Source organism: Streptomyces sp. SDr-06, from assembly GCF_003324565.1.
GTDB lineage: Bacteria > Actinomycetota > Actinomycetes > Streptomycetales > Streptomycetaceae > Streptomyces.
The window spans coordinates 93,701-119,718 of record NZ_QOLA01000018.1 but is presented as its reverse complement, the minus strand read 5'-3'; the positions used below and the strand labels follow the sequence as shown (position 1 = coordinate 119,718).

21 protein-coding genes are annotated in these 26,018 nt (G+C 70.0%); 9 read left to right on the top strand and 12 right to left on the bottom strand.

From position 1 onward, the window contains the following. From DT019_RS29135 to DT019_RS29110, 6 genes are all read left to right on the top strand, one after another. Positions 1–780, top strand: coding sequence for a DUF3710 domain-containing protein (locus DT019_RS29135; RefSeq protein ID WP_114039931.1), 780 nt, complete (start codon positions 1–3; stop codon positions 778–780). Between the two features lie 217 nt (positions 781–997). After that, positions 998–1,753 (top strand): ABC transporter ATP-binding protein, encoded by a 756-nt coding sequence (locus DT019_RS29130; RefSeq protein WP_114039930.1) that lies wholly within the window; start codon positions 998–1,000, stop codon positions 1,751–1,753. A gap of 128 nt (positions 1,754–1,881) precedes the next feature. After that, positions 1,882–4,425, top strand: coding sequence for a sensor histidine kinase (locus DT019_RS29125; protein ID WP_114039929.1), 2,544 nt, complete (start codon positions 1,882–1,884; stop codon positions 4,423–4,425). A 43-nt stretch (positions 4,426–4,468) separates the two neighbouring features. Beyond that, entirely contained in the window at positions 4,469–5,161 is a 693-nt protein-coding gene (locus DT019_RS29120; protein WP_114039976.1) for a response regulator, read from the top strand. A gap of 99 nt (positions 5,162–5,260) precedes the next feature. After that, a complete protein-coding gene (locus tag DT019_RS29115) occupies positions 5,261–5,659 on the top strand; it encodes an OB-fold nucleic acid binding domain-containing protein (RefSeq protein ID WP_078966308.1) in 399 nt (132 codons plus the stop codon). Between the two features lie 3 nt (positions 5,660–5,662). Next, positions 5,663–6,394, top strand: a complete 732-nt coding sequence (locus DT019_RS29110) for a DUF3159 domain-containing protein (RefSeq protein WP_114039928.1) — start codon at positions 5,663–5,665, stop codon at positions 6,392–6,394. Positions 6,395–6,455: 61 nt separating this feature from the next. Here the strand turns inward: DT019_RS29110 and DT019_RS29105 are convergent, their stop codons facing one another. Together DT019_RS29105 and DT019_RS29100 are read right to left on the bottom strand one after the other, a co-directional pair. Beyond that, the gene (locus tag DT019_RS29105) at positions 6,456–7,124 is read right to left on the bottom strand and encodes a potassium channel family protein (RefSeq protein ID WP_114039927.1); all 669 of its coding nucleotides are present in this window, start codon (positions 7,122–7,124) and stop codon (positions 6,456–6,458) included. After that, on the bottom strand, positions 7,124–7,792 hold the full coding sequence (locus DT019_RS29100) for a potassium channel family protein (protein WP_114039926.1): 669 nt from the start codon (positions 7,790–7,792) through the stop codon (positions 7,124–7,126). Before DT019_RS29100 ends, DT019_RS29105 begins: the two co-directional genes overlap by 1 nt. Positions 7,793–8,020: 228 nt before the next feature. Between DT019_RS29100 and DT019_RS29095 the strand changes: the two genes are divergently transcribed. After that, a complete protein-coding gene (locus tag DT019_RS29095; RefSeq protein WP_114039925.1) occupies positions 8,021–10,066 on the top strand; it encodes an APC family permease in 2,046 nt (681 codons plus the stop codon). A 102-nt stretch (positions 10,067–10,168) separates the two neighbouring features. Next, a complete protein-coding gene (locus tag DT019_RS29090; RefSeq protein WP_114039924.1) occupies positions 10,169–11,509 on the top strand; it encodes a class I SAM-dependent RNA methyltransferase in 1,341 nt (446 codons plus the stop codon). A gap of 704 nt (positions 11,510–12,213) precedes the next feature. Here the strand turns inward: DT019_RS29090 and DT019_RS29080 are convergent. The 10 genes from DT019_RS29080 to DT019_RS29030 all read right to left on the bottom strand — a co-directional run bounded on the left by DT019_RS29080 (position 12,214) and on the right by DT019_RS29030 (position 23,924). Beyond that, positions 12,214–15,672 (bottom strand): type ISP restriction/modification enzyme, encoded by a 3,459-nt coding sequence (locus tag DT019_RS29080; protein WP_147267361.1) that lies wholly within the window; start codon positions 15,670–15,672, stop codon positions 12,214–12,216. 188 nt (positions 15,673–15,860) lie between these two features. After that, positions 15,861–16,259 carry a PIN domain-containing protein gene (locus tag DT019_RS29070; RefSeq protein WP_114039920.1) on the bottom strand — a complete coding sequence of 133 codons (399 nt, stop codon included), beginning with the start codon at positions 16,257–16,259 and terminating at the stop codon, positions 15,861–15,863. Beyond that, positions 16,256–16,540 (bottom strand): hypothetical protein, encoded by a 285-nt coding sequence (locus tag DT019_RS29065; RefSeq protein ID WP_114039919.1) that lies wholly within the window; start codon positions 16,538–16,540, stop codon positions 16,256–16,258. Before DT019_RS29065 ends, DT019_RS29070 begins: the two co-directional genes overlap by 4 nt. 334 nt (positions 16,541–16,874) lie before the next feature. After that, entirely contained in the window at positions 16,875–17,771 is an 897-nt protein-coding gene (locus DT019_RS29060; RefSeq protein WP_114039918.1) for a LysR family transcriptional regulator, read from the bottom strand. 37 nt (positions 17,772–17,808) lie between these two features. Next, on the bottom strand, positions 17,809–19,023 hold the full coding sequence (locus DT019_RS29055; RefSeq protein ID WP_114039917.1) for an MFS transporter: 1,215 nt from the start codon (positions 19,021–19,023) through the stop codon (positions 17,809–17,811). Continuing rightward, a complete protein-coding gene (locus tag DT019_RS29050) occupies positions 19,020–20,102 on the bottom strand; it encodes a Gfo/Idh/MocA family oxidoreductase (protein WP_114039916.1) in 1,083 nt (360 codons plus the stop codon). Before DT019_RS29050 ends, DT019_RS29055 begins: the two co-directional genes overlap by 4 nt. Positions 20,103–20,107: 5 nt before the next feature. Next, positions 20,108–20,635 carry a GNAT family N-acetyltransferase gene (locus DT019_RS29045; protein ID WP_114039915.1) on the bottom strand — a complete coding sequence of 176 codons (528 nt, stop codon included), beginning with the start codon at positions 20,633–20,635 and terminating at the stop codon, positions 20,108–20,110. Further along, positions 20,632–21,849, bottom strand: coding sequence for a 5-aminolevulinate synthase (hemA, locus tag DT019_RS29040; RefSeq protein WP_114039914.1), 1,218 nt, complete (start codon positions 21,847–21,849; stop codon positions 20,632–20,634). Before hemA ends, DT019_RS29045 begins: the two co-directional genes overlap by 4 nt. A 356-nt stretch (positions 21,850–22,205) precedes the next feature. Then, a complete protein-coding gene (locus DT019_RS29035) occupies positions 22,206–23,180 on the bottom strand; it encodes a class I SAM-dependent methyltransferase (RefSeq protein ID WP_114039913.1) in 975 nt (324 codons plus the stop codon). 156 nt (positions 23,181–23,336) lie between these two features. Continuing rightward, complete coding sequence (locus DT019_RS29030) at positions 23,337–23,924, bottom strand: helix-turn-helix domain-containing protein (protein ID WP_114039912.1); 588 nt, start codon at positions 23,922–23,924, stop codon at positions 23,337–23,339. A 705-nt stretch (positions 23,925–24,629) separates the two neighbouring features. Here DT019_RS29030 and DT019_RS29025 point away from each other — a divergent pair. Beyond that, positions 24,630–26,015 carry a M14 family zinc carboxypeptidase gene (locus DT019_RS29025; RefSeq protein ID WP_114039911.1) on the top strand — a complete coding sequence of 462 codons (1,386 nt, stop codon included), beginning with the start codon at positions 24,630–24,632 and terminating at the stop codon, positions 26,013–26,015. The last annotated feature ends 3 nt before the right edge of the window (positions 26,016–26,018 follow it).

Sequence of the window (26,018 nt, the reverse complement as noted above, 5' to 3'; positions counted from 1 at the left end):
GTGTTCGGACGTCGCAAGAAGAGCGGTACCGCCGAGGACTCGGCGGGCGAGGCCGAGCAGGTTGTCGAGGGCGCCGAGGCCGATGACATCGAGGCCGGCGCGGGTGGCGAGGGCGAGGTGCGCAGGGTGAACCTGCCGCCGGCGCCCCGTCCGGACGGTCCCTGGGACATCTCCGAGGTCTCCGAGCCCGGCGAGGGCCGGGTGGACCTCGGCGGGCTCTTCGTCCCCGGGGTCGAGGGCATGGAGCTGCGGGTCGAGGTCGCGGGCGACGCGATCGTGGCGGCCACGGTCGTGCTGCACGACAGCGCGGTCCAGCTGCAGGCCTTCGCGGCGCCCAAGAAGGAAGGCATCTGGGGCGAGGTCCGCGAGGAGATCGCCTCCGGCATCACCCAGCAGGGCGGCATCATCGACGAGGTCGAGGGCCCGCTCGGCTGGGAGCTGCGCGCGCAGGTCCCCGTGCAGCTGCCCGACGGCACCAACGGCGTCCAGCTGGTCCGCTTCGTGGGCGTGGACGGTCCCCGCTGGTTCCTGCGCGGTGTCATCTCCGGCCAGGGCGCGGTGCAGCCGCAGGCCGCCGGGCTCCTGGAGACGATCTTCCGCGACACCGTCGTGGTGCGCGGCGAGGGCCCGATGGCGCCCCGCGACCCGATCGTCCTGAAGCTGCCCAACGACGCGCAGATGGTGCCCGAGGGCGTCCAGCAGGAGGACCAGGAGGGCTCGCGCTTCTCCGGCGGCATGGGCCAGCTCCAGCGCGGCCCCGAGATCACCGAGGTCCGCTGACCGCACCCTCTCCATCGACGGGCCGCACTCCTTCTTGGGGCGCGGCCCATCGGCGTCGTACGGGCACGCCCCCGGAGACGCGTTGCTTCGGCGCCCCCGGAAACCCCCGCCCAGGCGGGCAATCCGGGCCGAAACCCGGGCATCCATTGCCCGGCCGGGTGTAACCTGCACATACTGGCGCCCGGCCGCGCACACAGACGTACGGGGGAATCGGGCGATGACGCAGAGCACCAGCGGGCAGGGCGGCGCGACGGCGGTCGCGGGGGACCGGCCGACCGGGGCCATGGTCCGGGTCGACAACCTGCACCGCTCGTACGGAAGCGGCGCCGCCGCCGTGCACGCGCTGCGCGGCGTGTCCTTCGAGGTGCCGCGCGGCGAACTCGTCGCCCTCAAGGGACGTTCCGGCTCCGGCAAGACCACCCTGCTCAACCTGCTCGGCGGGCTCGACCAGCCCGACGAGGGCACCATCACCGTCGACGGCACCGACATCGTCGGCCTGGCGGAGGAGGGCCTCCTGGAGCTGCGCCGCGACCGGATCGGCTTCATCTTCCAGTCCTTCGGCCTCATCCCGATCCTCAGCGCCGCCGAGAACGTGGGCGTCCCGATGCGCCTCAAGAAGACCGACCCGCGCGAGCGCGAGGACCGCGTCGCGCTGCTGCTCTCCCTCGTGGGCCTCGGCGGCCACGCCCAGCAGCGCCCCGGCGAGCTCTCCGGCGGCCAGCAGCAGCGCGTCGCCATCGCCCGCGCGCTCGCCAACCGGCCCGCGCTGCTCATCGCGGACGAGCCCACCGGCCAGCTCGACGCCGACACCGGCCTCGCCGTGATGGAGCTGCTGCGCGCCGTCGTCCGCAGCGAGGGCGTCACCGCCCTGGTCGCCACCCACGACAGCCAGCTCCTCGGCCTCGCCGACCGGGTCCTGGAGCTGAACGACGGGCAGCTCGTCGACCACGGCCGCCGGCCGAGCCGCCCGTGACCCCAGGGGCGGGGCATCAGAATCGCGTCAATACGTGACTCCCGCCCCGCCCTCACCCCCTTTGTTGGAATTGTTGGCCGTAAGGTCGACGCAGCGTACGCAGCTGAATTCTGAAAGACAATGGGGCCATGGCACGCGGCAAGCTTCGGATCTACCTCGGCGCGGCACCTGGCGTCGGCAAGACCTACGCCATGCTGTCCGAGGCACACCGCCGGGTGGAGCGGGGCACGGACTGCGTCGTCGCCTTCGTCGAGCACCACGGCAGACCGCGCACCGAGGTCATGCTGCACGGCCTGGAGCAGATCCAGCGCCGTGAGATCGAGTACCGCGGAAGCCTCTTCACCGAGATGGACGTCGACGCCGTCCTGGAACGCGCGCCCGACGTCGCCCTGGTGGACGAACTCGCGCACACCAATGTTCCCGGCGCCCGCAACACCAAGCGCTGGCAGGACGTCGAGCAGCTGCTCGCGGCCGGGATCGACGTCGTGTCCACCGTCAACATCCAGCACCTGGAGTCGCTCGGCGACGTCGTCGAGTCCATAACCGGCGTACGCCAGCGCGAGACGGTCCCCGACGAGGTGGTGCGCCGGGCCGACCAGATCGAGCTCGTCGACATGTCGCCCCAGGCGCTGCGCCGCCGCATGGCGCACGGCAACATCTACCAGCCGGACAAGGTCGACGCGGCCCTGTCCAACTACTTCCGGCCCGGCAACCTCACCGCGCTGCGCGAACTCGCGCTGCTGTGGGTCGCCGACCGGGTCGACGAATACCTCCAGCAGTACCGCGGTGAGCACGACATCAAGTCCACCTGGCAGGCCCGCGAGCGCATCGTCGTCGGCCTCACCGGCGGACCCGAGGGCCGCACCCTCATCCGCCGCGCCGCCCGCATGGCCGCCAAGGGCTCCGGCAGCGAGATCCTCGCGGTGTACGTGGCCAGGAGCGACGGCCTCACCTCCGCCTCGCCCAAGGAACTCACCGTCCAGCGCACCCTCGTCGAGGACCTCGGCGGCAGCTTCCACCACGTCATAGGCGACGACATCCCGGCCTCGCTGCTCGCCTTCGCGCGCGGCGTCAACGCCACCCAGATCGTCCTCGGCTCCAGCCGCCGCAAGGCCTGGCAGTACATCCTCGGCCCCGGCGTAGGACAGACCGTGGCCCGCGACTCCGGGCCCGACCTCGACGTCCACATCGTCACCCACGAAGAGGTCGCCAAGGGCCGCGGCCTTCCCGTGGCGCGCGGCGCCCGGCTCGGGCGGGCCCGCCTGGTGTGGGGCTGGGCGGCCGGCGTGATCGGCCCCGCCCTGCTGACCGTGCTCCTCACCAACGTCGACGCGGACCTCGGGCTCGCCAACGACATGCTGCTGTTCCTGACGCTGACGGTGGCCGCGGCCCTGCTCGGCGGCCTGGCCCCGGCGCTCGCCTCGGCCGCGTTCGGCTCGTTCCTCCTGAACTACTACTTCACCCCGCCCGTCCACAAGATCACGATCGCCGATCCGAAGAACATCGTCGCCATCGTCATCTTCGTCCTGGTGGCCGTCTCGGTGGCCTCCGTCGTGGACGTGGCCGCCCGCCGCACCCACCAGGCCGCCCGGCTGCGCGCCGAATCCGAGATCCTCTCCTTCCTGGCGGGCAGCGTCCTGCGCGGCGAGACCAGCCTGGACGCCCTCCTGGAGCGGGTCCGCGAGACCTTCGCCATGGAGTCGGTCGCCCTCCTGGAGCGCGCCGGCGACGTGGAGCCCTGGACCCGCGCGGGCAGCGTCGGACCCCACCCGGTCCGGCGCCCGGAGGACGCGGACGTCGACATGCCGGTCGGCGACCACATGGCGCTCGCCCTGTCCGGGCGGGTGCTGCCCGCCGAGGACCGCCGGGTGCTCGGCGCCTTCGCCGCCCAGGCCGCCGTGGTCCTGGACCGCCAGCGCCTGGTGGGGGAGGCCGAGGAGGCCCGCAAGCTCGCCGAGGGCAACCGCATCCGCACCGCGCTGCTCGCCGCCGTCAGCCACGACCTGCGCACCCCGCTCGCCTCCATCAAGGCCGCGGTGACCTCGCTGCGCTCCGACGACGTCGAATGGTCCGACGAGGACCGCGCCGAGCTCCTCGAAGGCATCGAGGGCGGCGCCGACCGGCTCGACCACCTCGTCGGCAACCTCCTGGACATGTCGCGCCTCCAGACCGGCACCGTGACCCCGCTCATCCGCGAGATCGACCTCGACGAGGTCGTGCCCATGGCGCTCGGCGGCGTCCCCGAGGACAGCGTGGTCCTCGACATCCCCGAGACACTGCCCATGGTCGAGGTCGACCCGGGCCTGCTGGAGCGGGCCGTCGCGAACATCGTCGAGAACGCCGTCAAGTACAGCCCGCTCGACAGCCCCGTCACCGTCGCCGCCAGCGGCCTGGCCGAACGCGTCGAGATAAGGGTCACCGACCGCGGCCCCGGCGTCCCCGACACCGCCAAGGACCGCATCTTCGCGCCCTTCCAGCGCTACGGCGACGCCCCCCGCGGGGCCGGAGTCGGCCTCGGACTCGCCGTCGCCCGGGGCTTCGCCGAGGCCATGGGCGGCACCCTGGCCGCCGAGGACACCCCCGGCGGCGGCCTCACCATGGTCCTCACCGTGCGCGCCGCCCCCGGCCCGGGCCGCACCCCCGCCGACCTCTCCGCCCAGGTCGGCTCATGAACCGAACCGCATCGTCAGTCCCCGCAGAAGGCAGGTGTCCCAGATGACCCGGGTGCTCGTGGTCGAGGACGAGCCGCAGATCGTGCGCGCGCTCGTGATCAACCTCAAGGCACGGAAGTACGAGGTGGACGCGGCCCCCGACGGCGCGACCGCCCTCCAGCTCGCCGCCGCCCGCCACCCCGACGTGGTCGTGCTCGACCTCGGCCTGCCCGACATGGACGGCGTCGAGGTCATCCGGGGGCTGCGCGGCTGGACCCGGGTCCCGATCCTGGTGCTCTCCGCCCGGCACACCTCCGACGAGAAGGTCGAGGCGCTCGACGCCGGGGCCGACGACTACGTCACCAAGCCGTTCGGCATGGACGAGCTGCTCGCCCGGCTGCGCGCCGCCGTGCGCCGGGCCGAACCGGTCGGCGGCGCGGACGGCGCCGACGACGTGGTGATGGTGGAGACCGACGACTTCACCGTCGACCTGGCCGCCAAGAAGGTCAACCGGGACGGCCGCGACGTACGCCTGACCCCGACCGAGTGGCACCTGCTCGAAGTCCTGGTGCGCAACACGGGCCGCCTGGTCAGCCAGAAGCAGCTGCTCCAGGAGGTCTGGGGGCCCTCCTACGGCACCGAGACCAACTACCTGCGGGTCTACATGGCCCAGCTGCGCCGCAAACTGGAGCTCGACCCCTCGCACCCGCGCCACTTCATCACCGAGCCGGGCATGGGCTACCGCTTCGAACGCTGACCGCGTGCGCCCCCTCCGGTACCGATGCCGTAGCGCGACCAGGCCCGTGCTGACCACACGCTTTGATTCCGCAGCGGTCTTGCCGGTTACGCTTTCTGTATGAGTGCTGACCTTCGTACCGAGAAGCCCGCGGGGCGCTTCCGCCGGATGCTCGACCGGCTGTCCACCTCGCAGGAGGACCTGCACTCCGCGGAACTGCAGGAGGACACGCAGGCCACGGGGTGCACCCGCATCTCCGAGTGCAGTGACCGCCAGATAGTCAAAGTGACTGGTACCTTGCGGACCGTCACCCTGCGACCGCGGGCGGGTGTGCCGGCGCTCGAGGCCGAGCTCTTCGACGGCACCGCCCCGCTGGACGTGGTGTGGCTGGGACGGCGCTCGATCGTGGGCATCGAGCCGGGCCGCAAGCTCATCGCTTCGGGCCGGATCTCCATGAGCCACGGCCGGCGGGTGCTGTTCAACCCCAAATACGAACTCCGACCGCTCGGACAGGAGTAGCCGGTGACGTCAGTCGACAAGCCGACCACCACCCCCACCTCCACCCCGCCCGCCGACGCGAAGGCGGTGACCGAGGCCGCGCTCTTCGAGGCGTTCGGCGGGGTGCGCGGCATGGTGGAGACGGTCCTTCCGGGACTGCTCTTCGTCACGATCTTCACGGTGAACAAGGACCTGCACACCTCGGCGATCGCCGCCCTCGCGGTGTCGCTGCTGCTCGTCGTGGTCCGCCTGGTCCGCAAGGACACCATGAAGCACGCCTTCAGCGGCGTCTTCGGTGTGGCCTTCGGCGTGGTCTTCGCGATGATGACGGGCAACGCCAAGGACTTCTACCTGCCGGGCATGCTCTACACCCTCGGCCTGGCGCTCGCGTACATCGTCACCACCCTCTGCGGGGTACCGCTGATCGGGCTGATCCTCGGACCGGTCTTCAAGGAGAACCTGTCCTGGCGCACCCGCAACCCGGGCCGCAAGGCCGCGTACGCGAAGGCCAGTTGGGCCTGGGGGCTCATCCTGCTCGCCAAGTGCGCGATCCTCTTCCCGCTGTACTGGTGGGCCAACACCTCGCAGCTCGGCTGGGTCCTGATCGCCCTGAAGATCCCGCCGTTCCTCCTCGCGGTCTGGCTCACCTGGGTCTTCCTCGCGAAGGCCCCGGCACCCATCGACGTCTTCGCCGAGATGGAGGCCGAGGAGGCCGCCGAGAAGGCCCGCAAGGCCGCCGCGGCCGGCGAGGCGTAGCCCGCGCCGCACACGACGAAGGGCCCGGAACCGCCACGGTTCCGGGCCCTTTCGCGCGGGATCAGTCCTCGCGGCGGACCGAGAGGAGGTCCTCCAGCTGCTCCTCGCGGGCCTGCGCGGCCACGAACAGCAGCTCGTCGCCCGCCTCCAGGGTCTCCTCCTGGCTCGGCGTCAGGACCCGCGTGCCACGGATGATCGTGACCAGCGAGGTGTCCTCCGGCCAGGCCACGTCGCCGACCTGCGTGCCGGCCAGCGCCGACTCCGGCGGCAGCGTCAGCTCGACCAGGTTGGCGTCGCCGTGGCTGAAGCGCAGCAGCCGAACGAGATCGCCGACGCTCACCGCCTCCTCGACCAGCGCCGACATCAGGCGCGGCGTCGAGACGGCGACGTCCACGCCCCACGACTCGTTGAACAGCCACTCGTTCTTCGGGTTGTTGACCCGGGCCACCACCCGCGGCACCCCGTACTCGGTCTTCGCGAGCAGCGAGACGACCAGGTTCACCTTGTCGTCGCCGGTGGCCGCGATGACCACGTTGCACCGCTGGAGCGCCGCCTCGTCGAGCGAGGTGATCTCGCAGGCGTCCGCGAGCAGCCACTCGGCCAGCGGCACCCGCTCCACCGAGATGGCGGTGGGCGCCTTGTCGACGAGGAGCACCTCGTGCCCGTTCTCCAAGAGCTCGCCCGCGATGGAACGGCCCACCGCGCCGGCCCCGGCAATCGCCACGCGCATCAGTGACCGCCCTCCTCGGGACCCTGGGCGAACGCCGCCTCGACCTTCTCGACCTCGTCGGTACGCATCATGACGTGCACCAGGTCGCCCTCCTGCAGGACCGTCTGGGACGTCGGAAGGACCGCTTCCCCCAGCCGGGTGAGGAACGCGACGCGTACGCCGGTCTCCTCCTGCAGCTTGCTGATCTTGTGGCCGATCCAGGCCGCCGAGGTGTGCACCTCGGCCAGCTGCACGCCACCGCTCGGGTCGCGCCACAGCGGCTCCGCGCCGGACGGCAGCAGCCGCCGCAGCATCTGGTCGGCGGTCCAGCTGACCGTGGCGACCGTCGGGATGCCGAGCCGCTGGTAGACCTCGGCACGGCGCGGGTCGTAGATCCGGGCCGCCACGTTCTCGATGCCGAACATCTCGCGCGCCACCCGGGCCGCGATGATGTTGGAGTTGTCGCCACTGGAGACCGCCGCGAACGCGCCGGCCTCCTCGATCCCCGCCTCGCGCAGGGTGTCCTGGTCGAAGCCGACGCCCGTGACCCGGCGCCCGCCGAAGCCCGCACCCAGCCGACGGAAGGCCGTGGGGTCCTGGTCGATCACCGCGACCGTATGGCCCTGCTGTTCCAGGGTCTGCGCGAGAGCGGCTCCCACTCGCCCGCAGCCCATGATGACGATGTGCACGTCCCCTTACCCCGCACTCCTGGTCGCCCCGATGACCTGCGCAAACACCCTGCTCACTACTTCCTTCTCGGCTAGCCGGGCAACAGCGTGGCAACAGAAATCCACGTTGCCGCCTGATGAGCTTATGCGGACCGCCCCGCGATGCACTCACTCAGTGCCTCCAGCACGTACCGCCGTCGACGGGAGCCGGGTGGGCCTCAGCGAGACAGAGCGCTTACGATCCTCTGCGTGTCCAAACTGACCGACGTGCCCAAACGGATCCTGATCGGCCGGGCGCTGCGCAGCGACAAGCTGGGAGAAACGCTCCTCCCCAAGCGCATCGCACTTCCCGTCTTTGCCTCCGACCCGCTCTCGTCCGTTGCGTACGCGCCCGGAGAAGTCCTCCTGGTGCTCTCCGTGGCGGGTGTGTCGGCGTACCACTTCAGTCCCTGGATCGCGGTCGCGGTCGTGGTGCTGATGTTCACCGTGGTCGCCTCCTACCGGCAGAACGTGCACGCCTACCCGAGCGGCGGCGGCGACTACGAGGTCGCCACCACCAACCTCGGACCCAAGGCCGGACTCACCGTCGCCTCCGCCCTGCTCGTCGACTACGTCCTGACCGTGGCCGTCTCGATCGCCTCCGGCATCGAGAACCTCGGCTCCGCGATCCCCTTCGTCGTCCAGCACAAGGTGCTGTGCGCCGTCGCCGTGATCGTGCTCCTCACCCTGATGAACCTGCGCGGGGTCAAGGAGTCGGGCAAGCTCTTCGCGATCCCGACGTACGTCTTCGTCGCCGGCGTCTTCATCATGATCGCCTGGGGCGCCTACCGGGGCCTCGTCATGGGCGACACCATGAAGGCGCCCACCGCCGACTACACGATCCGGGCCGAGCACCAGGGCCTGGCCGGCTTCGCCCTCGTCTTCCTGCTGCTGCGCGCCTTCTCCTCCGGCTGCGCGGCGCTCACCGGCGTCGAGGCGATCAGCAACGGCGTCCCCGCCTTCCGCAAGCCCAAGTCGAAGAACGCCGCCAGCACCCTGGCCCTGATGGGCGCCCTGGCCGTCACCATGTTCTGCGGCATCATCGCGCTGGCCATGACCACCCATGTGCGGATGGCCGAGAAGCCGGGCGAGGACCTGCTGCACAACGGCGCCCCGGTCGGCTCCGGATACGTCCAGAACCCGGTGATCTCCCAGGTCGCCGAGGCCGTCTTCGGCAACGGCAGCTTCCTGTTCATCGTGCTCGCCGCGGCCACCGCGCTGGTCCTGTTCCTCGCCGCGAACACCGCGTACAACGGCTTCCCGCTGCTCGGCTCGATCCTCGCCCAGGACCGCTACCTGCCCCGCCAGCTGCACACCCGCGGCGACCGGCTCGCGTTCTCCAACGGCATCGTGCTGCTGGCCGGCGCCGCCGTGCTGCTCGTCGTGATCTACGGCGCGGACTCGACCCGGCTGATCCAGCTGTACATCGTCGGCGTCTTCGTGTCGTTCACGCTCAGCCAGACCGGCATGGTCCGCCACTGGAACCGCCACCTGGCCACCGAGACCGACCCGGCCAAGCGCCGCCGCATGATCCGCTCCCGCGCGATCAACGCGTTCGGCGCCTTCTTCACCGGCCTGGTGCTCGTGGTGGTCCTGGCCACGAAGTTCACCCACGGCGCCTGGGTCGCGCTGCTCGGCATGGTCATCTTCTACGGAACGATGACCGCGATCCGCAAGCACTACGACCGGGTCTCCGAGGAGATCGCGGCCCCCGACGAGCCCTCCGACGACAGCCTGCGGCCCTCCCGCGTGCACTCGATCGTGCTGGTCTCCAAGGTGCACCGCCCCACCCTGCGCGCCCTGGCCTACGCCAAGCTCATGCGCTCCGACCAGCTCGAAGCCCTGTCGATCTCGGTCGACCCGGCCGAGACCAAGGCGCTCAAGGAGGAGTGGGAGCGGCGCGGCATCAACGTACCGCTCAAGATCCTCGACTCGCCCTACCGCGAGATCACCCGCCCGATCATCGAGTACGTGCGGGGCCTGCGCCGCGAGAGCCCGCGCGACGCGATCAGCGTGTTCATCCCCGAGTACGTGGTCGGCCACTGGTACGAGCACCTGCTGCACAACCAGAGCGCCCTGCGCCTCAAGGGCCGCCTCCTGTTCACCCCCGGCGTCATGGTGACCTCCGTCCCCTACCAGCTGGAGTCCTCCGAGGCCGCCAAGAAGCGGGCCCGCAAGCGCGCCGACTGGAACGCGCCCGGTTCGGTGCGACGGGGCCCGGTGCCCCGGCCCAAGGAGCCGAGCAACAAGAGCTGAGCCGTGCCTGTGGCGGGCGGCCGGGCGACACCCACGTAGACTGGTGGGCTGACCGCCCGGCCGCCCGCCGTTTTCCCCTCTTCCCCCTGGAGTCACCCACCCATGCAGCAGAACGCACCCGAGCCGTCGCTGTCGTCGCTGGTCGGGGAGGAGTACGAGGTCGAGGTCGGCCCCGTCGCACACGGCGGCCACTGCATCGCCCGCACCGCCGAGGGCCGCGTCCTGTTCGTACGCCACGCCCTGCCCGGCGAGAAGATCGTCGCCCGCGTCACCGAGGGCGAGAGCGACTCCCGCTTCCTGCGCGCGGACGCGGTGCGGATCCTGGAGCCGTCGAAGGACCGGGTCGAGGCGCCCTGCCCGTTCGCCGGTCCCGGCAAGTGCGGCGGCTGCGACTGGCAGCACGCCAAGCCCGGCGCCCAGCGCCGCCTCAAGGGCGACGTCATCACCGAGCAGCTCCAGCGCCTCGCGGGCCTCACGCCCGAGGAGGCCGGCTGGGACGGCACGGTCATGCCCGCCGAGGGCGACAAGCTCCCCGCGGGCCAGGTCCCGGCGTGGCGCACCCGCGTCCAGTACGCGATCGACGACGAGGGCCGCGCGGGCCTGCGCAAGCACCGCTCGCACGACGTCGAGCCGGTCGACCACTGCATGATCGCCTCGCCGGGCGTGACGGAGCTGGGCATCGAGAAGCGGGAGTGGCCGCAGCTGGCGTCGGTCGAGGCGATCGCGGCCTCGGGCTCGCACGACCGCCAGGTCGTCCTCACCCCTCGGCCGGGCGGCCGCCTGCCCCTGGTGGAGCTCGACAAGCCCGTATCAGTGCTCCGGGTCGAGGAGAAGGACGGCGGAATCCACCGGGTCCACGGCCGCGGCTTCGTCCGCGAGCGCGCCGACGGCCGCACCTACCGCGTCGGCATGGGCGGCTTCTGGCAGGTCCACCCGCAGGCCCCGGACACCCTGGTCAAGGCCGTGATGCAGGGCCTGATGCCGCGCAAGGGTGAGATGGCGCTCGACCTGTACTGCGGCGTCGGCCTGTTCGCGGGCGCGATCGCCGAGCGCGTCGGCGAGACCGGCGCGGTGCTCGGCATCGAGTCCTCCAAGCGCGCCGTCGAGGACGCCCGCCACAACCTGGCCGACCTGCCCCGGGTCCGCGTGGAACACGGCAAGGTCGAGCAGGTGCTGCCCCGCACCAAGATCACCGAAGCGGACCTGATCGTCCTGGACCCGCCCCGCGCGGGCGCCGGCAAGCAGACGGTCAAACACCTGGCGGCCCTGGGCGCCCGCCGCATCGCCTACGTGGCCTGCGACCCGGCCGCCCTGGCCCGCGACCTGGCGTACTTCGCAGAGGCGGGCTACAAGCCGCGCACGCTGCGGGCGTTCGATCTGTTTCCGATGACGCATCACGTGGAGTGCGTGGCGATCCTGGAGCCGGTGCGCGAGGACGCGTGACCTCTGACCTGCGGATTCGCTGAGCGTGCGCTATGTGTGCTGTGGGCGTTACGGGCGGTATCTTGACGCATGTCCGACGCACGCGAGGCCCTTTTGGCGCGCGCTCTGATGATGTGCCAGGCGCTCGTTCTTGCAGGTGACGGTGCGTCGGGTGGGGCCTGTCGGCTTCCGTCTTTGCGGTACCGCTGTGACGTATTCGGTCAGGCGCTTGGTCTGGTGCCAGGCGTCCGGTTGTCCTTCGAGGCGTTTGACGCGATGGGCGTGAGCGTGCGCGGTGCGGGCTTCCTGCATGGGGGCTCCCCAGCTCCGTTGATTCGCCTCATGGGCTAGCTGATCCGCGCGGCGTTTGCGTTCAGCGACTTCGCCACGGAGGCCGCCTTCTTGCGCCCTGGGTGGTTCTGAGTGTTTGCCTTGTGGCCATGGTTCTCGGTGGTGGTGATGAGGGCTTGGATGATGCGAAGGGCTCGGCCTTGGATTGATTGAGTCAATCCCATGGGCTCGGCTGCCTTTATACCGAGGTCACGACAGGGTGGGGTTTGACGAGTCTGGCCGGCACGGGATCGGGGCGAGTTCGGCGAGGCGCCATGCGGGGATGTCGACCACATTGAGTTCGTAGCCGCAGTGCGTGCGGTATCCGTAGTGCTCCTGTGCTGCTGCCCCGGCGACGATGTTCGACGTTTCCGCGGGGATTCGTGCACCATCAATTAGTCCGGGCCGCGACGCCGTCGGGCGCGTGGGGCGGGGTGTGCTGGTGAGTGCGACTTGGGCGGCGTGGCATCCGCGGGGTCATTCGGGAGAGACAGCGGTTTGACGGGGCCTGACGGTTGGCCATCGACTGTGTCCATGCCGGGCAGGAATACATGGATCGGACCGGTGTGAGCGAGCTGGGCGCGGTCAGGCACCGGGAGTACATGGCGGCGGGTGAGTTCAGCGACGTCGATTATGGGGGCGGCGGCCACGCGGTCGAGAAGCTCTGCCTGCTGAGGTTCCAAGGCTGTGAGATGCCTGAGTACAGCAAGAACTTCGACGAGTTCCCGGCTCCATTCCGGTTCCCACTGATCAGGGCGCTCACGGTCGAGTTCGCTGGTTATCTTGCCGGTGGCGCGGTCGCTCCGGTAAGCGAGCCAGCTGTCGAGCACGTTGCGTCCACCTGTGGCGTAGTTGCGCATGCGGGGAGTTACGCCGGTGAAGATGCCGCCCTCGATAACAAGGTGGTGGTGTTCGACGTCGTAGTTGACGGCCGATGGGAGCGAGTCGGATGCGATCTCCCGGGCGTATGTGATCTCGGGGTGTAGGCGCCGCCACCAATTCCATGTGCCTGCTGGGCGGCCGTCGTCCGGGTCGATACAGCGTGTGCCGAACGTTGAGGACCACAAGACGTGGCGCCCAAGGCTGATGGCCTCATGCCAGAGGTCACGATCGGAGGTCAGGGGGATACGTATGCCGGGGGAGTTGAGGTCATCCGCATACCGCTCCGTGAAGGCGGGATGGGCAGTGACAGCGGCGACATAGGCGAGTAACTCCTCGGGAAGGATTTGCTGGAGACCGTAGGAGTTGGCGAGGTGAGGCAAGAGCCCTGGGGTGATATTGGGGGTTCGGTCGGCGTGCAAGAGCGGTAGGACGCGGCCCCCGTTTCCGTTGAAGTAGTGCATGTCTGGGACTAGGGCCGTGAATAGCAGTCCTGGCCCTGTCTGCAGGCGTTGGGTGTGCTGTTCGACTACGAAGATTTGACCGTCGATATCGGCTTGCCACAACTCGGGGCGGGAGTAGTCGATGACTCGACCGTCGGGTATGAGCCATTGGCGATCGAGGGCCCTATGGGCAATTCGTATCGGAGTGAGACAAGGGCCCCGCTCGATGTGTAGGCGGATTGGCGGGTGGGGATGGCCCGGGATCTGGCGGGCTTCCTTTTCCAGGGTGCGGTCACGGGTCGCTTTGAACAGTTCCTGTTTCGTTGCGGGGTCACGCTCTTGTACGAGGCGGTTCCAACGTCGGTGCAAAATGGTTTTGGATGGACTGATGACCCAGTTTCGGTTGGTCTTGATGCCAGGCTTGCACCAGGGAATTAGCTCGGTGAGGGCAGGGAAAGTGTCCCAGCCGCTTTGAGGGGCAGGCGTGAAAGGGGCAGGCTCGACAGACCGGGAAGTGCGCCAGCCGGGGCCGCTGATATGCAGGTGATGCAGCTGCTCCTCTTTGTTTGGGCGGGTTCCATGAACAGCCGCGTAGTGGACGGGTGCCAAGTTCTCCTGTAGCTCGCCTTGCCGGCGGACAAAGATGGCGATGGCCAACTCCTGCTGAACTCCAGGGAAGAAGCGGCTGTTGAGCGGGGGCCTCTTCGTCTCGGGTGTGAGGTCGATGACCCAACCCTCTGTGCAGGTGCGTCGCAGGTAGGAACGCATGCCCTGGAAGGCTGCGCTGCGGATGAAGCCGCCGGTGCTGACAAAGCAGACGACGCCGTGATCGCCATGCTGGTCGAAGACTTTGTGGGTGGCCCAGCGCCAGAAGTAGGTGCAGAGGCTCTTCAGTTTGTTCTCGTACACGCCTGCTGCACCCCGCAGCCGGAAGTCGTCCAGGGGCGGGGCACCGCGGCCCGGTGAGCCCTTCTCGATCCATCCGCCCTGACCCTCTGCCTGTTCTCGGTGGGGAGGGTTGCCGATGACGACGGTGATTCGTTCGTTGCGCTGGATCTTGCTGGCTGCCTCGGCATCCTCGCGTAAAGGCCCCCACAAGGCGCCGTAGCGATCGAAGAGTTCACTGGGTCGCCACGGGTCAGCGAGAGTGTCGGCCAGGTGCAGGCGCATGTCGCCCAGTCGAACCCGGGCATTGAGGTGTCGGAGCATCTGTCCCACGCGCATCTGAGCGACAGCGAAGGCTCCCATCTGCTTTTCGAACCCGATCAGTCGGCTGGCGAGCTCTTGCACGGATTCGGCGCGGAAGCCTTCGTTGCCACCTTCGGACTGTTTGCGGGCGACGAGGTCGATGATGCCGGTGAGGAAGGTGCCGGTTCCCATCGACGGGTCGATTATGGACACGCCGGGGTCAGCGAAGCCATCCGGGCAGTCCAGAGTGGTCGCCAGCACCTCATCAACCAGGCGGATCATCTCTGCCACCAGCGGGGCTGGCGTGTAATAGGTGCCCGAATCCTTCCGTAGGTCGGCGTCGTACTCCTGCAAGAAGTGCTCGTAGAGATGGATGTGGAAGCTGGGTTCGCTGGCGAGGGCACTCTCCCAGTCAATGGCGTCGATGACGCGGACGAGCATGTCCAGGCTGTCGCGGAATTCCCCCTCGACCTGGTCGGTGAGGATCTGCAAGGCGCGGCCCATCACGGAGTGCTCAGTCCCGAGGCGTCGGCCCACGTCGTGCAGGCTCGTGCCGATCAATGTCTTGTCTTTGTCACCAGCGGCATCTGAACTGGCGAGCAGGAGCGCAAAGGTGACGGACTGGGCGTACCGATCAGCGAAGGTGGCACGCTTGTCCCGGTCATCCGTGGTTGGGAAGAGGTCAACCTCAAGTGTGGAAGCCAGGTCGGTGAACGGGCGTTGATGGCGCGGAAGGACCCCTTCGGCGTCGAGGCGGTCGTGAACGGCATCACGCAGAAGAGTGCACAGCGGGGCGACCTGGGCGACCACTTCCCGCATTGACGTCAGTGGCTGGGGTTGCCAGCTGAAGAACGCGACAAGCATGGCCTCGAAAGCGGCCTCGCTGGCGACCGGCAGTCGTAGGCGGGAGCCGGCGCTGCGCAGATCACCCTCGAAGTGGATGGTGTCGCCGTACTGCCGACCTGAACGGTACATGATCCAGGTCTGACCGTTCGTGTAGATCAGGTTGGGCAGTTTCGCCATGCCTTCCCATTGACGGCGGTCGCGCTGATTCAGGCCGCCAGGATGGATAGTGCTCTTGTCGGGGCTCTTGAGCTCGACGTAGCCGACGATGTTGCGCGGCAATTTTCCGACCCGTATTGCCAGGTCAGGGCGTATGCGGTGTGCAGCGATGGCGACTTCGGCATGTAGGACCGCCTGCAACCCCAACACCCCCGCCGCTTCGACGAGAAGGGTCTCTACCGCTCGGCGGATCGCGGCTTCCTTCTGCCCGTGCAGCAATGCCTGCTTACAGGTTGCACCGAAATCGCTGACGATGCTCCGAAACCGCTCCTTGCGCTGCATCCCGCCCCCCGAGGCCAGCACACGCCTGCATGTTCCTCAACTTACGGTAAACGCAACATCACTCCCCGTCGAGGGTGCCGCCTCGCCGATACTGTGCTGGTGCTGGTGCTGGTGCTGGTGCTGGTGCTGGTGCTGGTGCTGGTGCTGGTGCTGGTGCGGGCAGGGACTGGTTGCCGGCTCTGACCGCGTCAGACCTTCTCGGCCAAGACGCGGGTGTGGTCCGCGGTGAGCGTGGAGATGTCTTCGACATCGGACGTCAGGATCGTGACGCGGCCGGGCTGAACGAGCGCGGTGGCGCAGAGCATGGCGTCGATGGCGTACTTGTGGCCGTGCAGCCCGGCCGTACGCAGCAGCGTGGCGGCGGACTGGGCGATGGCCCGAGTGACCGGCTCTACGCGCAGTCGGGACAGCGTCCAACTCAGCGCCGCGTCATTGATCCTGGGGTGGATCACCTCCACCAGCACCGCAGCCGAGGTGATGATGGGCCAGTCGGCATCGCGGGCGGCGGCAAGCCACTCCTGGATTTCGCGGTCGCGCTGGACGGCCTTGGCCAGGCCCTCACTGTCCAGGATCAGAGCGCCGCTCACGCGGCCGCACCGGCCCCGGAGTCCGGGGTGCCGGTGAGCTTGGTCCGCTTGGCGGCCACGGCCTCCGGATCGGCGGGGCCGTTGACGCGCTCGAAGTCGGCGATCAGCTCGTCCAGGCTGTCGCGCTCGATCTGCCGCTGTGCAGCCTTCTCCAGGTAGGCGGACACGCCCCGCTTGCCGACCCGTTCCCGGATCGCCTGCAGGGTGCCGGCGGCGAGGGAGACGGAAATGCCGCTGGTGGGCCCATCGCCGGGGAGGAAGTCAGTGTCGTCGCCAGCCATAACGGGAGTATGGCATTTTAAATGCCATAAAGCGATGCCCCGGCTGATTCTCTGCTCGCGCCCTGGCCTCCGCAATCACGAGCTCGCGCCAGGGGGGTCATGCGACAAGAGATCGCATGTGGCGCCGTAACGCACACCGAACCTGGCCCGAACTGCCCTCGGTACGGCGCTGACCTGCGGATTTCTTTCATGTGATTGATTCACCGTTTCGACGACCCATCATGTGGAGTGTGTCGCGATTCTGGAGCCGGTGCGCGAGGACGCGTGACGTCTCTGGCTTGCGCGTTCACGCGTGCGCGGCGCGAGACCGCCCGCACAAACCCGTGACCCACCCCTACACCTCCGCCGAAGCCGTCCGCTGCCCCTCCGTCCGGGGGGTGGAGCGCTCGGGCTGGTCCTGGCGGAGGGCTTGGCCGAAGGTGGCCGCGTAGGGGTGGGGGTTGGTGCGGGGGTAGGCGTAGGTCAGGATCGCGGGTGGGGCGCCTGTCAGGGGGAGGTACAGGATGTCGGGGTCCGGGTGCTGCGCGGCCACCGAGACCGGGAGCACGCCGACCCCGCGGCGGCCCGCCACGGCGTGCAGGTACTCCTCGATGTTGGAGGTCTCCGCGCCGATCTCGGGGGTCGCGTCGGCCGGCCAGTCCTGGGCGCTGAGCGTGCCGCTGACGGTGTTGACGATGAGGCAGCGGCGGCCGAGGTCGCGCCACGTGACCCGGTCGCGCACCGCCAGGGTGGAGGTGCGGGCGACCGCCGCGATGTGCGGCTCGCGCAGGATCTCGGTGGTGACCAGGCGCGGATCGCGGACGGTCCCCCAGAGCAGGGCCGCGTCGACCGCGCCCTCGCGCAGGCCGGCGGTGCGGTCGTCCCGGCGTACGGTCTGCACGAGGACGAGGTGCCGCTCCTCCAGCGTGGCCTGCGCCTGGCGGCCACGCTGGAGGGGGTAGCCCCACGCATAGCCGAGCCGCAGCGAGGGCTGCGGCTCGGGAGGCTGGAGCGCGGACTCCAGCTGCGGCAGCAGGACTTGGAGATCGGCGCGCAGCCGGTGCCCCTCCGCGGTGAGGCGGGGGTGGCGGGTGCTGCGGTCCACCAGATCGCGGCCCAGCACCCCCTCCAGGCGCTGGATGTGCCGGCTGAGCGTGGGCTGGGACATACCGAGGCGGTCGGCGGCCCAGGTGAAGTGCTGCTCCTCGGCCAGGGTGAGGAAGCATTGCAGATGACGCAGCCCGATATCCATGCGGGCAATGCTAGCCAACCCTGGTCATTTGCCCAGGTCAGGGGGTTGTGGCCGCGCTCTCGGCCCGCCGGACGGCACCCCGTACGACGGTCAGGTGCAGCACGAGGGCGACCACGGTGAGCGCGCCCGTGTAGTACGGCAGCGCGCCCGGGGCCGCGCCGAGGCCCAGCACCAGGCCGCCGAGCGCGGACCCGATGCCGCTGCCGAGGTAGACCGCGGAGCTGTTCAGCGAGACGGCGACGGTGGCCTGTTCGGGCTGGGCCGCGATCAGCTGATGCTGCTGCGGCACCTGCACCGCCCAGCCGGCCGCACCCCAGATCACGAGCGGCACGACCGCCAGGACCGCGGCCGTGTGCGCGGCGGTCGGCAGCACGAACTGGCTGGCCACGATGAGCACCAGGATCCAGGTGACCGCGGCGAACGGGCGACGGGTGCGGTCCACGACACGGCCGATCAGGAGGCTGCCGATGATGCCGCCCGCGCCCCAGGCCCACATCGCCCAGACCGTCTGGTGGGTGTGGGCGGCGTCGAGGAGGAACTCGGCGAGGTAGGTGTACAGGCCGAGGCTCGCGATGCCGCCGAGCAGCGAGACGGAGACGATGCCCGCGACCCGGCCGCTGGCCAGGGCCCGCACCCGGCGGCCCAGCGGCGGCGGAGGGCTCACCTCGATCTTCGGCAGCCGCACGATGCCGATCAGCGCGACCACGCCCAGCGCCGTGATCAGCCACAGCGTGCCGCGCCACCCGATGTGCGAGGCGAGGAGCATGCCGACGGGGACACCGATGACGGTGCCGATGCTCAGCCCGCCCATGACGGTGGCCAGCGCACGGCCACGCCGTTCCGGAGTGGTGAGCCCGGCCGCCGTGGCCGCGGCTATGGGCGAGTACACGCCCGCGCCGACGCCCGCCACCGCACGCGCCACCAGGAGGACCGGCAGCGTCGGGGCGAGTGCGGTCAGCGCGTTGCCGAGGGTGAAGACCACCAGCGCCACGCCGAGCACCACCTTCGCCGACCGCTTGGCCAGCAGGGTGGCGAACACCGGCCCGCCCAGCGCGTAGCAGAGCGTGAAGACGGTGACCATCTGCCCGGCCGACGACGTCGAGATGCTCAGGTCCTCCGACACGTGCGGCAGGAGCCCGGCCATCACGTAGGCGTCCACGCCCAGCGCGAACGTGCCCAGCGCGAGCAGCGGGATGAACCTGCCGCGTCCGTCCTGTGCCCGGGGAGGTGCTGCTGTCTGTGTGGCGCTCATCCGAGGCGCTCCAAGTCCGTTTCGGTGCTGACCTGCCGGCCGTCGGGGAAGTAGCCGACCGGCCCGGTCAACTGGGCGGTCTGTTCTATCTCGTTGAGCAGGAGCTGCAGCCGTACCGACTCCTCGATCCCGGCGAACGGCACCACGGGACGCTGCCGGTCGTGGGCGAACCGCACGGCGTCCGCGACGACACGGCGCAGCCCGACGATGGTGTCGAATCCCTCGGGAACCGGATCGTCGCGGGTGTCCACCGCGCAGAGCGTCTCCTCGCGGCCGTCGATGACCCGCCAGATCCGCAACTGGTCGGCGTCCCACGTGGGGTTGGAGTACTCCGCGGCGGCGTACACCAGGCCGCCGTCGGCGGCGCGGAAGGTGCAGTCGATCGTGCGCTGCCGGGTGACGTTGACGAAGCTGCTGTAGCAGCTCACCACCGCGTCGCCGAGCTGGGCGGTGAGGGCCACGCTGTCCAGGACGTCGGGTCCCGAGATCGAGTAGTCGGAGCAGACGCCGACGGCGTTGCGCAGCCGCAGCCGCTCGCCGTCCAGGGCGAGTCGCTGCACCAGGTCCAGGGAGTGGATGACCTCGCTCGTGACCCCGACCGTGGGCCGGTGGTCGTTGATGCGGTTCTTGCCCCACGTGGCGTGCGCCCGCACCAGGTTGAGCCGGTGGTGGTGCACGTACGCGTGGAGGGCCATGCTCGCCTCCGAGTACCGCCCCACCAGGTCCACGGCGAATCCGGAGACCTCGCTCATGGCCGAGGCCACCGACTCCAGGTCGTCATGGACGGAGGCGAGGGGCTTCTCGGCCAGCACGAAGCCCCGGTAGCCCGCCATGCGCGTCAGGATCTCGGCGTGCGCCGAGTCCGTCACCGCGACGATGACGAGATCGGGCGAGAAGGCCTCCAGAGCCTCCTCGACGGTGGCGAAGTACGGGACGTCCTCGACCGTGCGGTGGCGTGCGTGATAGGCGACCTCGATGTCGAGACCGAGTTCGCCCGGGCCCGAGAGGCTGCGCAGCGCGGTCAGGAACCGCGTGCCGGCGTAGCCCATGCCCGCGATCAGTACCTTGACGGTGTCCATGGGGGTCAGCCCTTCCGACTCGTGGTGACCGGCTGGTGGTAGAGGCCCTCGCCGGTGGGGAGCCAGCCCGCGCGGCGGTGGAAGTCCACGGCGCCGCTCGCGCTCTGCATCACGGCGACGTCCGCGCCGCGGGTGAGCGCCCAGTCGAAGAGGTGGTCGATCACCGTGGTGGCGAGGCCCTGGCCCCGGTCGCGCGGATCGGTGACGAGGGACTGCATCCACGCCACCCGGCCGCTGGGGTACGCGGGCGAGGGCGGACGCTGGTCGATGACGGCGATCGCGCAGGCCCGCAGGCGGCCCGGGCCGGGGGCGACCGCCACGCACACGTCGGCGTCGTGGGGCAGCGCCTTGGCCAGCCAGGCCCGGTAGCCGGTCCGCCAGGCCTCGCGTGCCTGCGGGGTCGCCGCGGTGTAGGGGAGCGCCGCGGAATCGGTGTCGTCCCCGCCGTCCAGCAAGTAGGCGCGCAGGCGGACGAGTTCGTCGATGTCCGCCGGTTCGGCCTGGCGGACGACGGGGGTGGCCGCTGTCGTCACGCGGTCCTCCCGTGCAGGCCGAAGTGGGTGAAGACCTCGTCCAGGGCGGAGACCAGGTGGGCGATGTCCTCGTCGGAGTGGTTCGGCGTGACGTTGACGCGGAACCGCTCGGTCCCGGCCGGAACGGTCGGCGAGTTGATCGGCTGAAGGTAGACGCCGTGCACCTCCAGCAGCCGGGCGGCCGACCGCTTGCACAGCTCGGAGTTCCCGATCAGGACCGGCAGGACGTGCGTGGTGCTCTGCGGCATCACCTGGATCCCGGCCGCCTCCAGGGCCGTGCGCAGCTGGGCGGTCTTGCGCTGGAGCGCGTCCCGCTCGGCGGTGGAGGTCTTCAGGTGCTCCACGCTCGCGTGGCAGGCCGCCACGACGGCGGGCGGCAGGGAGGTGGTGAAGATGAAGCCCGAGGCGAAGCTGCGGACCGTGTCGACCAGGGTGGTCGAACCGGCGATGTACCCGCCGATGACACCGATGCCCTTGGCCATCGTGCCCTGGATGATGTCGACGAAATGATCGACGTTCAGGTCCGCCGCGATGCCCGCGCCCCGCGGGCCGTACATTCCGATCGCGTGCACTTCGTCGAGATAGGTGAGCGCGTTGTACTCGTGCGCGACCTTGACGATCCGCTCGATGGGGGCGACGTCGCCGTCCATCGAGTACACGGACTCGAACACGACGATCTTCGGGCGATCCAGCGGCTGCGCGGCGAGGATCTCTTCCAGGTGGTCCACGTCGTTGTGACGGAATACCCGGCGCTCGGCCTTGGTGCTGCAGATTCCGTTGATGATCGAGGCGTGGTTCAGCTCGTCCGAGAGAATGATGGGATCGGGCAGCAGGCGCAGAAGGCACTGCAGCGTCGCATCGTTCGAGCTGTACCCCGTGGGAAAGACCAGAGCGGCCTCTTTCCCGTGCCATTCGGCGAGCGAGGCCTCAAGTGCGGCGTAGTGGCTGTGCGTTCCGCCGATGTTCCGCGAACCACCGGACCCGGCGCCGTACGCGTCGATGGCCCGGTGCATGGCCTCCACGACCTTGGGGTGCTGCGACATCCCCAGGTAGTCGTTGCTGCACCAGACGGTCACCTGCTGGTCGCGGCCGTCGGTGGTGCGGTGCATCGCCTTCGGGTACGCGTTCGCCTGACGATTGATTTCGACGAACGATCTGTACTGGCCGTCACGTCTCAACTTGTCGAGTTTTTCCGACAGGAATTGCTCGTACATTCCATCCCCCTGTAAGCAGCATGCGCCGTTGGTCGCACGCAATCTGTAAACGAGGGAATTACATACAGCGGGCACCCTCCCCGCAAACCGCCCTCCCGCATCTCTGATGCATCCCCTGCATGCCCGCAGGTCACCACGGTCAACGGCCGGGCTTGAGATGCCAGTCACACCGCGGGAGGTGAATTTCTTGTTACGGCTCGGCCGTGGTGGGGGAGTGCGGTATTGAGGGAGGAAAGCCCGGCAACTCGGGTTTCACTCACGGGAGTTCAGGGCGAGCCGCCGCAATTACGCAGGCTTGCTGCGGATGTCCGAGGCCGGAATGGAGGTCGCGCCCGGTCCCGTGGCCTGAGCCGGATTCAGTCGCGCCGCGCGGCCCACACCGAACGCTGCGTGCGGACGGCCAAGTCCTCGCGGCGCAGAATGCTGTGGGGACCTTCGGCGTCGAGGAGTTGGTCCAGGGCGGTGATGTCCTCGGGCGGCAGGGTCCCGGCGACGGTGCCGCGCAGGCGCCGGAGGCTGTGGAGGGCGTACCGGCCGATCGCCTCGCTGTGTGAGCCGGGCAGATCCACCTCGACCGTGCGTTCCTCCTCGACGGTGAACCCGGCCGTGCGCAGTCGCGGGCCCCAGTCCGCGCCGCGGTGCGGCACGTGTTCGGCATGGTGGCGGGCGCTCGCGGCGTGGCAGCGCTCCTCAAGGCCGGGTCGCTCCTGGGGAGCGTCGGCGGGCAGGAAACGGGGGAAGCCTGCCAGCTCCACGACGGCGAACAGCCCTCCCGGTACGAGGAGATCGCGCACCAGGCGCAGGGTGCGCCCGGGGTCGGCCATGTGGTGCAGCGAGGCCGACGCCCACACGAGGTCGGGCGCGCCCAGTTCGGGCCACTCTCCGTCGAGGTCGGCGTGGACCGTACGCACCCGGTCGGCCACGCCCGCCGCCCCGGCCTTCTCGCGCAGCCGCCGCAGATGGGCGGCCGAGGAGTCGACGGCGATCACCTCGGCCTCGGGGAAGCGCGCCAGCAGCGCGAAGGTGCCGGTCCCGGTGCCGCACCCCAGGTCCACGATGTGGCGCGGGGCGGCTTTGAGGGGCAGCGACGCGATGATGGCGGCGGTGTGCTCGGCCAGCACTTCCGCGTCCAGGTCGAGGATCTCCGCCTGGCTGTGGGCGTCGGTCTCGTTGCCAGGTACATCACCGTGGTGGTGCCCGTCGGTCGCCGCCTCCTGCCCGGGGCTGCGGCGCTGGTCGGCCTCCTGCTCGGGGGCGTGGGTGCGGGGATGTCCTCCGGTGCCCGGTCCGTGGCCGTGGTCCTGCGCTGCCTGCGTGAATGCGTTGGTCATGACGCCCAAGCTAGGCGCGCCTTGCGCGCTCGGCATCACCCTTTGCGGAATGCGCAAGGCGATGGCGGCCCGAGCTGCCGAACGCGCAAGTCAGGACCTCCAGAGGCGCCGTCGTCCCCAGTGCTCGTCCCCGGGTGCACGACACGAAGCGGCCTCTCAGGAGCGGCGCTGCTCGCCGCCGTCGTCCGGGCGCTGGTGGCCGCGGCGGGCATCGCGGTCGAAGATGCCGAGAACCTCGCACGGCCCGCCCTCCGCGCCGATGGCGTGCGGCAGCATCGTCGGGAACTCCGCGGCCTGGTTGGTCTCGACACGGAAGCGGCGGTTGCCGAGCAGCAGCACCGCGGTGCCGGAGAGGACGACCAGCCATTCGCGGCCCGGGTGCGCGCGCAGGCGGGAGGGGCTGTCGGGCGGCGGCTCGGTCATGCGCTGGCGGATGACCGTCATGCCGGGGTCCGCCTTGATGGGCCAGCGCAGCTGCCCCCGGGAGGCGTCGATGATCGGGCTGGAGACGACATCGTCCTCGGCGGTCTCCACCAGCTGGTCGAGCGTCGTGTCCAGGGCGCGCGCGAGCGTGACGAGGCTGTCCAGGGCGAGGCGCCGCTGCCCGTTCTCGATGCGGCTGAGCGTGGACTGACTGAGCTTGGCCCGCCCGGCCAGCTCATCGAGCGACCAGCCCTGCGCCAGGCGCAGCGCACGGATCCGTCCGCGTACGAGACTGTCGAGGTCGCGGTCGTTTTGCGTCATGGGCAACACCGTATGCCGCGGCCGCAAGGGGAGCATGTGGGCTCTTGGGTGCTGCTCCGCGTGCGCCCAGCACCAGGGACTTCCAGTGGCGATGGTCGACAGGGGAGCGGGGGCCGCCAAGCCCTGGCTGCCATGGCGGCGCATCGGGCCGCGCGGGGCCCACGGGCGCGCCGTGCCCCTCCGGCGGGCGCCTGATCGGGACGCTCAACACGCCCGACCTGGCGAGAAGTTGAGGGCGCGGCCGTCGCCTTCCCCGTCCCATTACGCCGCTGAACGGCACCCCCATCGGCCCGCAACCCCCTCGCCCCCGTCCCCGTACCAGAGCAACCACCCACGCATCGACCGGAATTCGCCCCGTGCCGTGACCCCACGCCTCCCTCCTGACCTGCGTCGTTCCTCCGGGAGGAGGGCGCCTGGGTGACGCACCCCCTCTTCCCGTCAATGGCGTGTGCATGCCACCATGCGATCCGACCCGTCTGTCCGCATCGGCTGAGTCCCCCAGTACGACCCCCGCACCCCGGAGAAGCCTCCGCCGCTGCCCAGGCGCGAGCCACCGTCGCGAGCCGCACGGCCTCCCTGCACAAGGACCGCCCCACTCCGCACGAACGAGGCCACGGAGCACGGCGTCGGCTCGCGGCGTGTGCGCGAGGTCCGCCGGGTCGGCTCATCGGCCCCGCGCGCCCGCCCCCCACGGAAGGCCCGCTCATGTCCCGCAGACGTCTCGCGCTCGTGGCCGCCGGAGCTCTCGTCCTGGCCGCCGCCGCTCTTCCCCCGTCCCCCGTCGCCACGGCCGACACCCCCGGCCCGCGTGCCACCGCCCCCGGCCCGCTCGTCACCTACCGGGTGCCGATCCGGCACGCCGCGGACGCGCAGACCCTCGTCTCCGCCGGGTACGACCTGCTGGAGCGACGACAGGGCAACGACCTGTTCGTGCTGGGTGATGCGGCGACCGCCGCGTCGCTGCGGAGCCTCGGGTTCAGCCCGGTGGCCGTGGGGGCCCAGCCCCGCCCGGTGCCCGACGCCGTAAGCCCCTCCGCCGGCGCCACCTACTACGGGGGCTACCACACGGTCGACGGGCACTACGCCCACCTCACCCAAGTCGCCGCCCAGCACCCCGACTTGGCCACCGTCATGACGTACGGGCAGTCCTGGCGGAAGAAGAACGGAGCGAGCGGGCGGGACCTCAAGGCCATCTGCGTCACCAAGCTGCGGCAGGGCGACTGCGCCCTGAATCCGAACTCCACCAAGCCCCGCTTCTTCCTGATGAGCCAGATCCACGCCCGCGAGATCACCACCGGCGAGGTCACCTGGCGGTGGATCGACGAGCTGACCTCGCAGTACGGCAAGGACCCCGACATCACCCGGCTCATGGACACGACGGAGATGTGGGTCGTGCCGATCGCCAACCCCGACGGCGTCGACATCGTGGCCTCGGGCGGCGACAACCCCGTCCTCCAGCGCAAGAACGCCGACAACTCCCACGGCGCCTCCTGCGGCTGGAGCGGCCGCATCGGCGTCGACCTCAACCGCAACGCCGGTACGCACTGGGGCGGCCTCGGCACCTCGCGGCAGCCGTGCGCCGAGCAGTACCTCGGCCCTTCCGCCGACTCCGAGCCGGAGAACTCCGCCCTGGAAGGCCTCTTCCGGCAGCTGTACCCGGCGGTACGCACCGGCACCGGGAACGGCGACCCCGCGCCCGCCGACGCCCGGGGCATGATGATCAGCCTCCACAGCGACGCGAGCATGGTGCTGCTGCCCTGGGAGTTCGACCACACCGTGCACACCGGGAACGACGCCGCGCTGCGCGCCCTGGCGGACCGGATGGGTGCGATGACCGGCTATCAGTCGGGGCAGGCCGGAGAGATCCTGTACGACGCGTCCGGCGGCACCGACGACTGGACCTTCGACAAGCTGGGCCTGGCCAGCTTCACCATCGAGGTCGGCGACAGCGACGGCCGGGGCTGCGACGGGTTCACCCCGCCGTACTCCTGTCAGGACGGCTACTTCTGGCCCAAGCTGAAGCCCGCCCTCCTGTACGCCGCCCAGCATGCCGCGGCGCCCTACCGGACCGCCCCGGCCGCCGAGCGCTGAGAG

Excerpts from the sequence above, each read along its gene's own strand:
- DT019_RS29125 (WP_114039929.1), top strand. The coding sequence starts at position 1,882 with ATGGCACGCGGCAAGCTTCGGATCTACCTCGGCGCGGCACCTGGCGTC.
- DT019_RS29025 (WP_114039911.1), top strand. The coding sequence starts at position 24,630 with ATGTCCCGCAGACGTCTCGCGCTCGTGGCCGCCGGAGCTCTCGTCCTG.
- DT019_RS29115 (WP_078966308.1), top strand. The coding sequence starts at position 5,261 with ATGAGTGCTGACCTTCGTACCGAGAAGCCCGCGGGGCGCTTCCGCCGG.
- DT019_RS29105 (WP_114039927.1), bottom strand. The coding sequence starts at position 7,124 with ATGCGCGTGGCGATTGCCGGGGCCGGCGCGGTGGGCCGTTCCATCGCG.
- DT019_RS29080 (WP_147267361.1), bottom strand. The coding sequence starts at position 15,672 with ATGCAGCGCAAGGAGCGGTTTCGGAGCATCGTCAGCGATTTCGGTGCA.
- DT019_RS29030 (WP_114039912.1), bottom strand. The coding sequence starts at position 23,924 with ATGACGCAAAACGACCGCGACCTCGACAGTCTCGTACGCGGACGGATC.
- hemA (WP_114039914.1), bottom strand. The coding sequence starts at position 21,849 with ATGTACGAGCAATTCCTGTCGGAAAAACTCGACAAGTTGAGACGTGAC.
- DT019_RS29055 (WP_114039917.1), bottom strand. The coding sequence starts at position 19,023 with ATGAGCGCCACACAGACAGCAGCACCTCCCCGGGCACAGGACGGACGC.
- DT019_RS29035 (WP_114039913.1), bottom strand. The coding sequence starts at position 23,180 with ATGACCAACGCATTCACGCAGGCAGCGCAGGACCACGGCCACGGACCG.
- DT019_RS29065 (WP_114039919.1), bottom strand. The coding sequence starts at position 16,540 with ATGGCTGGCGACGACACTGACTTCCTCCCCGGCGATGGGCCCACCAGC.
- DT019_RS29090 (WP_114039924.1), top strand. The coding sequence starts at position 10,169 with ATGCAGCAGAACGCACCCGAGCCGTCGCTGTCGTCGCTGGTCGGGGAG.
- DT019_RS29120 (WP_114039976.1), top strand. The coding sequence starts at position 4,469 with ATGACCCGGGTGCTCGTGGTCGAGGACGAGCCGCAGATCGTGCGCGCG.
- DT019_RS29050 (WP_114039916.1), bottom strand. The coding sequence starts at position 20,102 with ATGGACACCGTCAAGGTACTGATCGCGGGCATGGGCTACGCCGGCACG.
- DT019_RS29130 (WP_114039930.1), top strand. The coding sequence starts at position 998 with ATGACGCAGAGCACCAGCGGGCAGGGCGGCGCGACGGCGGTCGCGGGG.
- DT019_RS29060 (WP_114039918.1), bottom strand. The coding sequence starts at position 17,771 with ATGGATATCGGGCTGCGTCATCTGCAATGCTTCCTCACCCTGGCCGAG.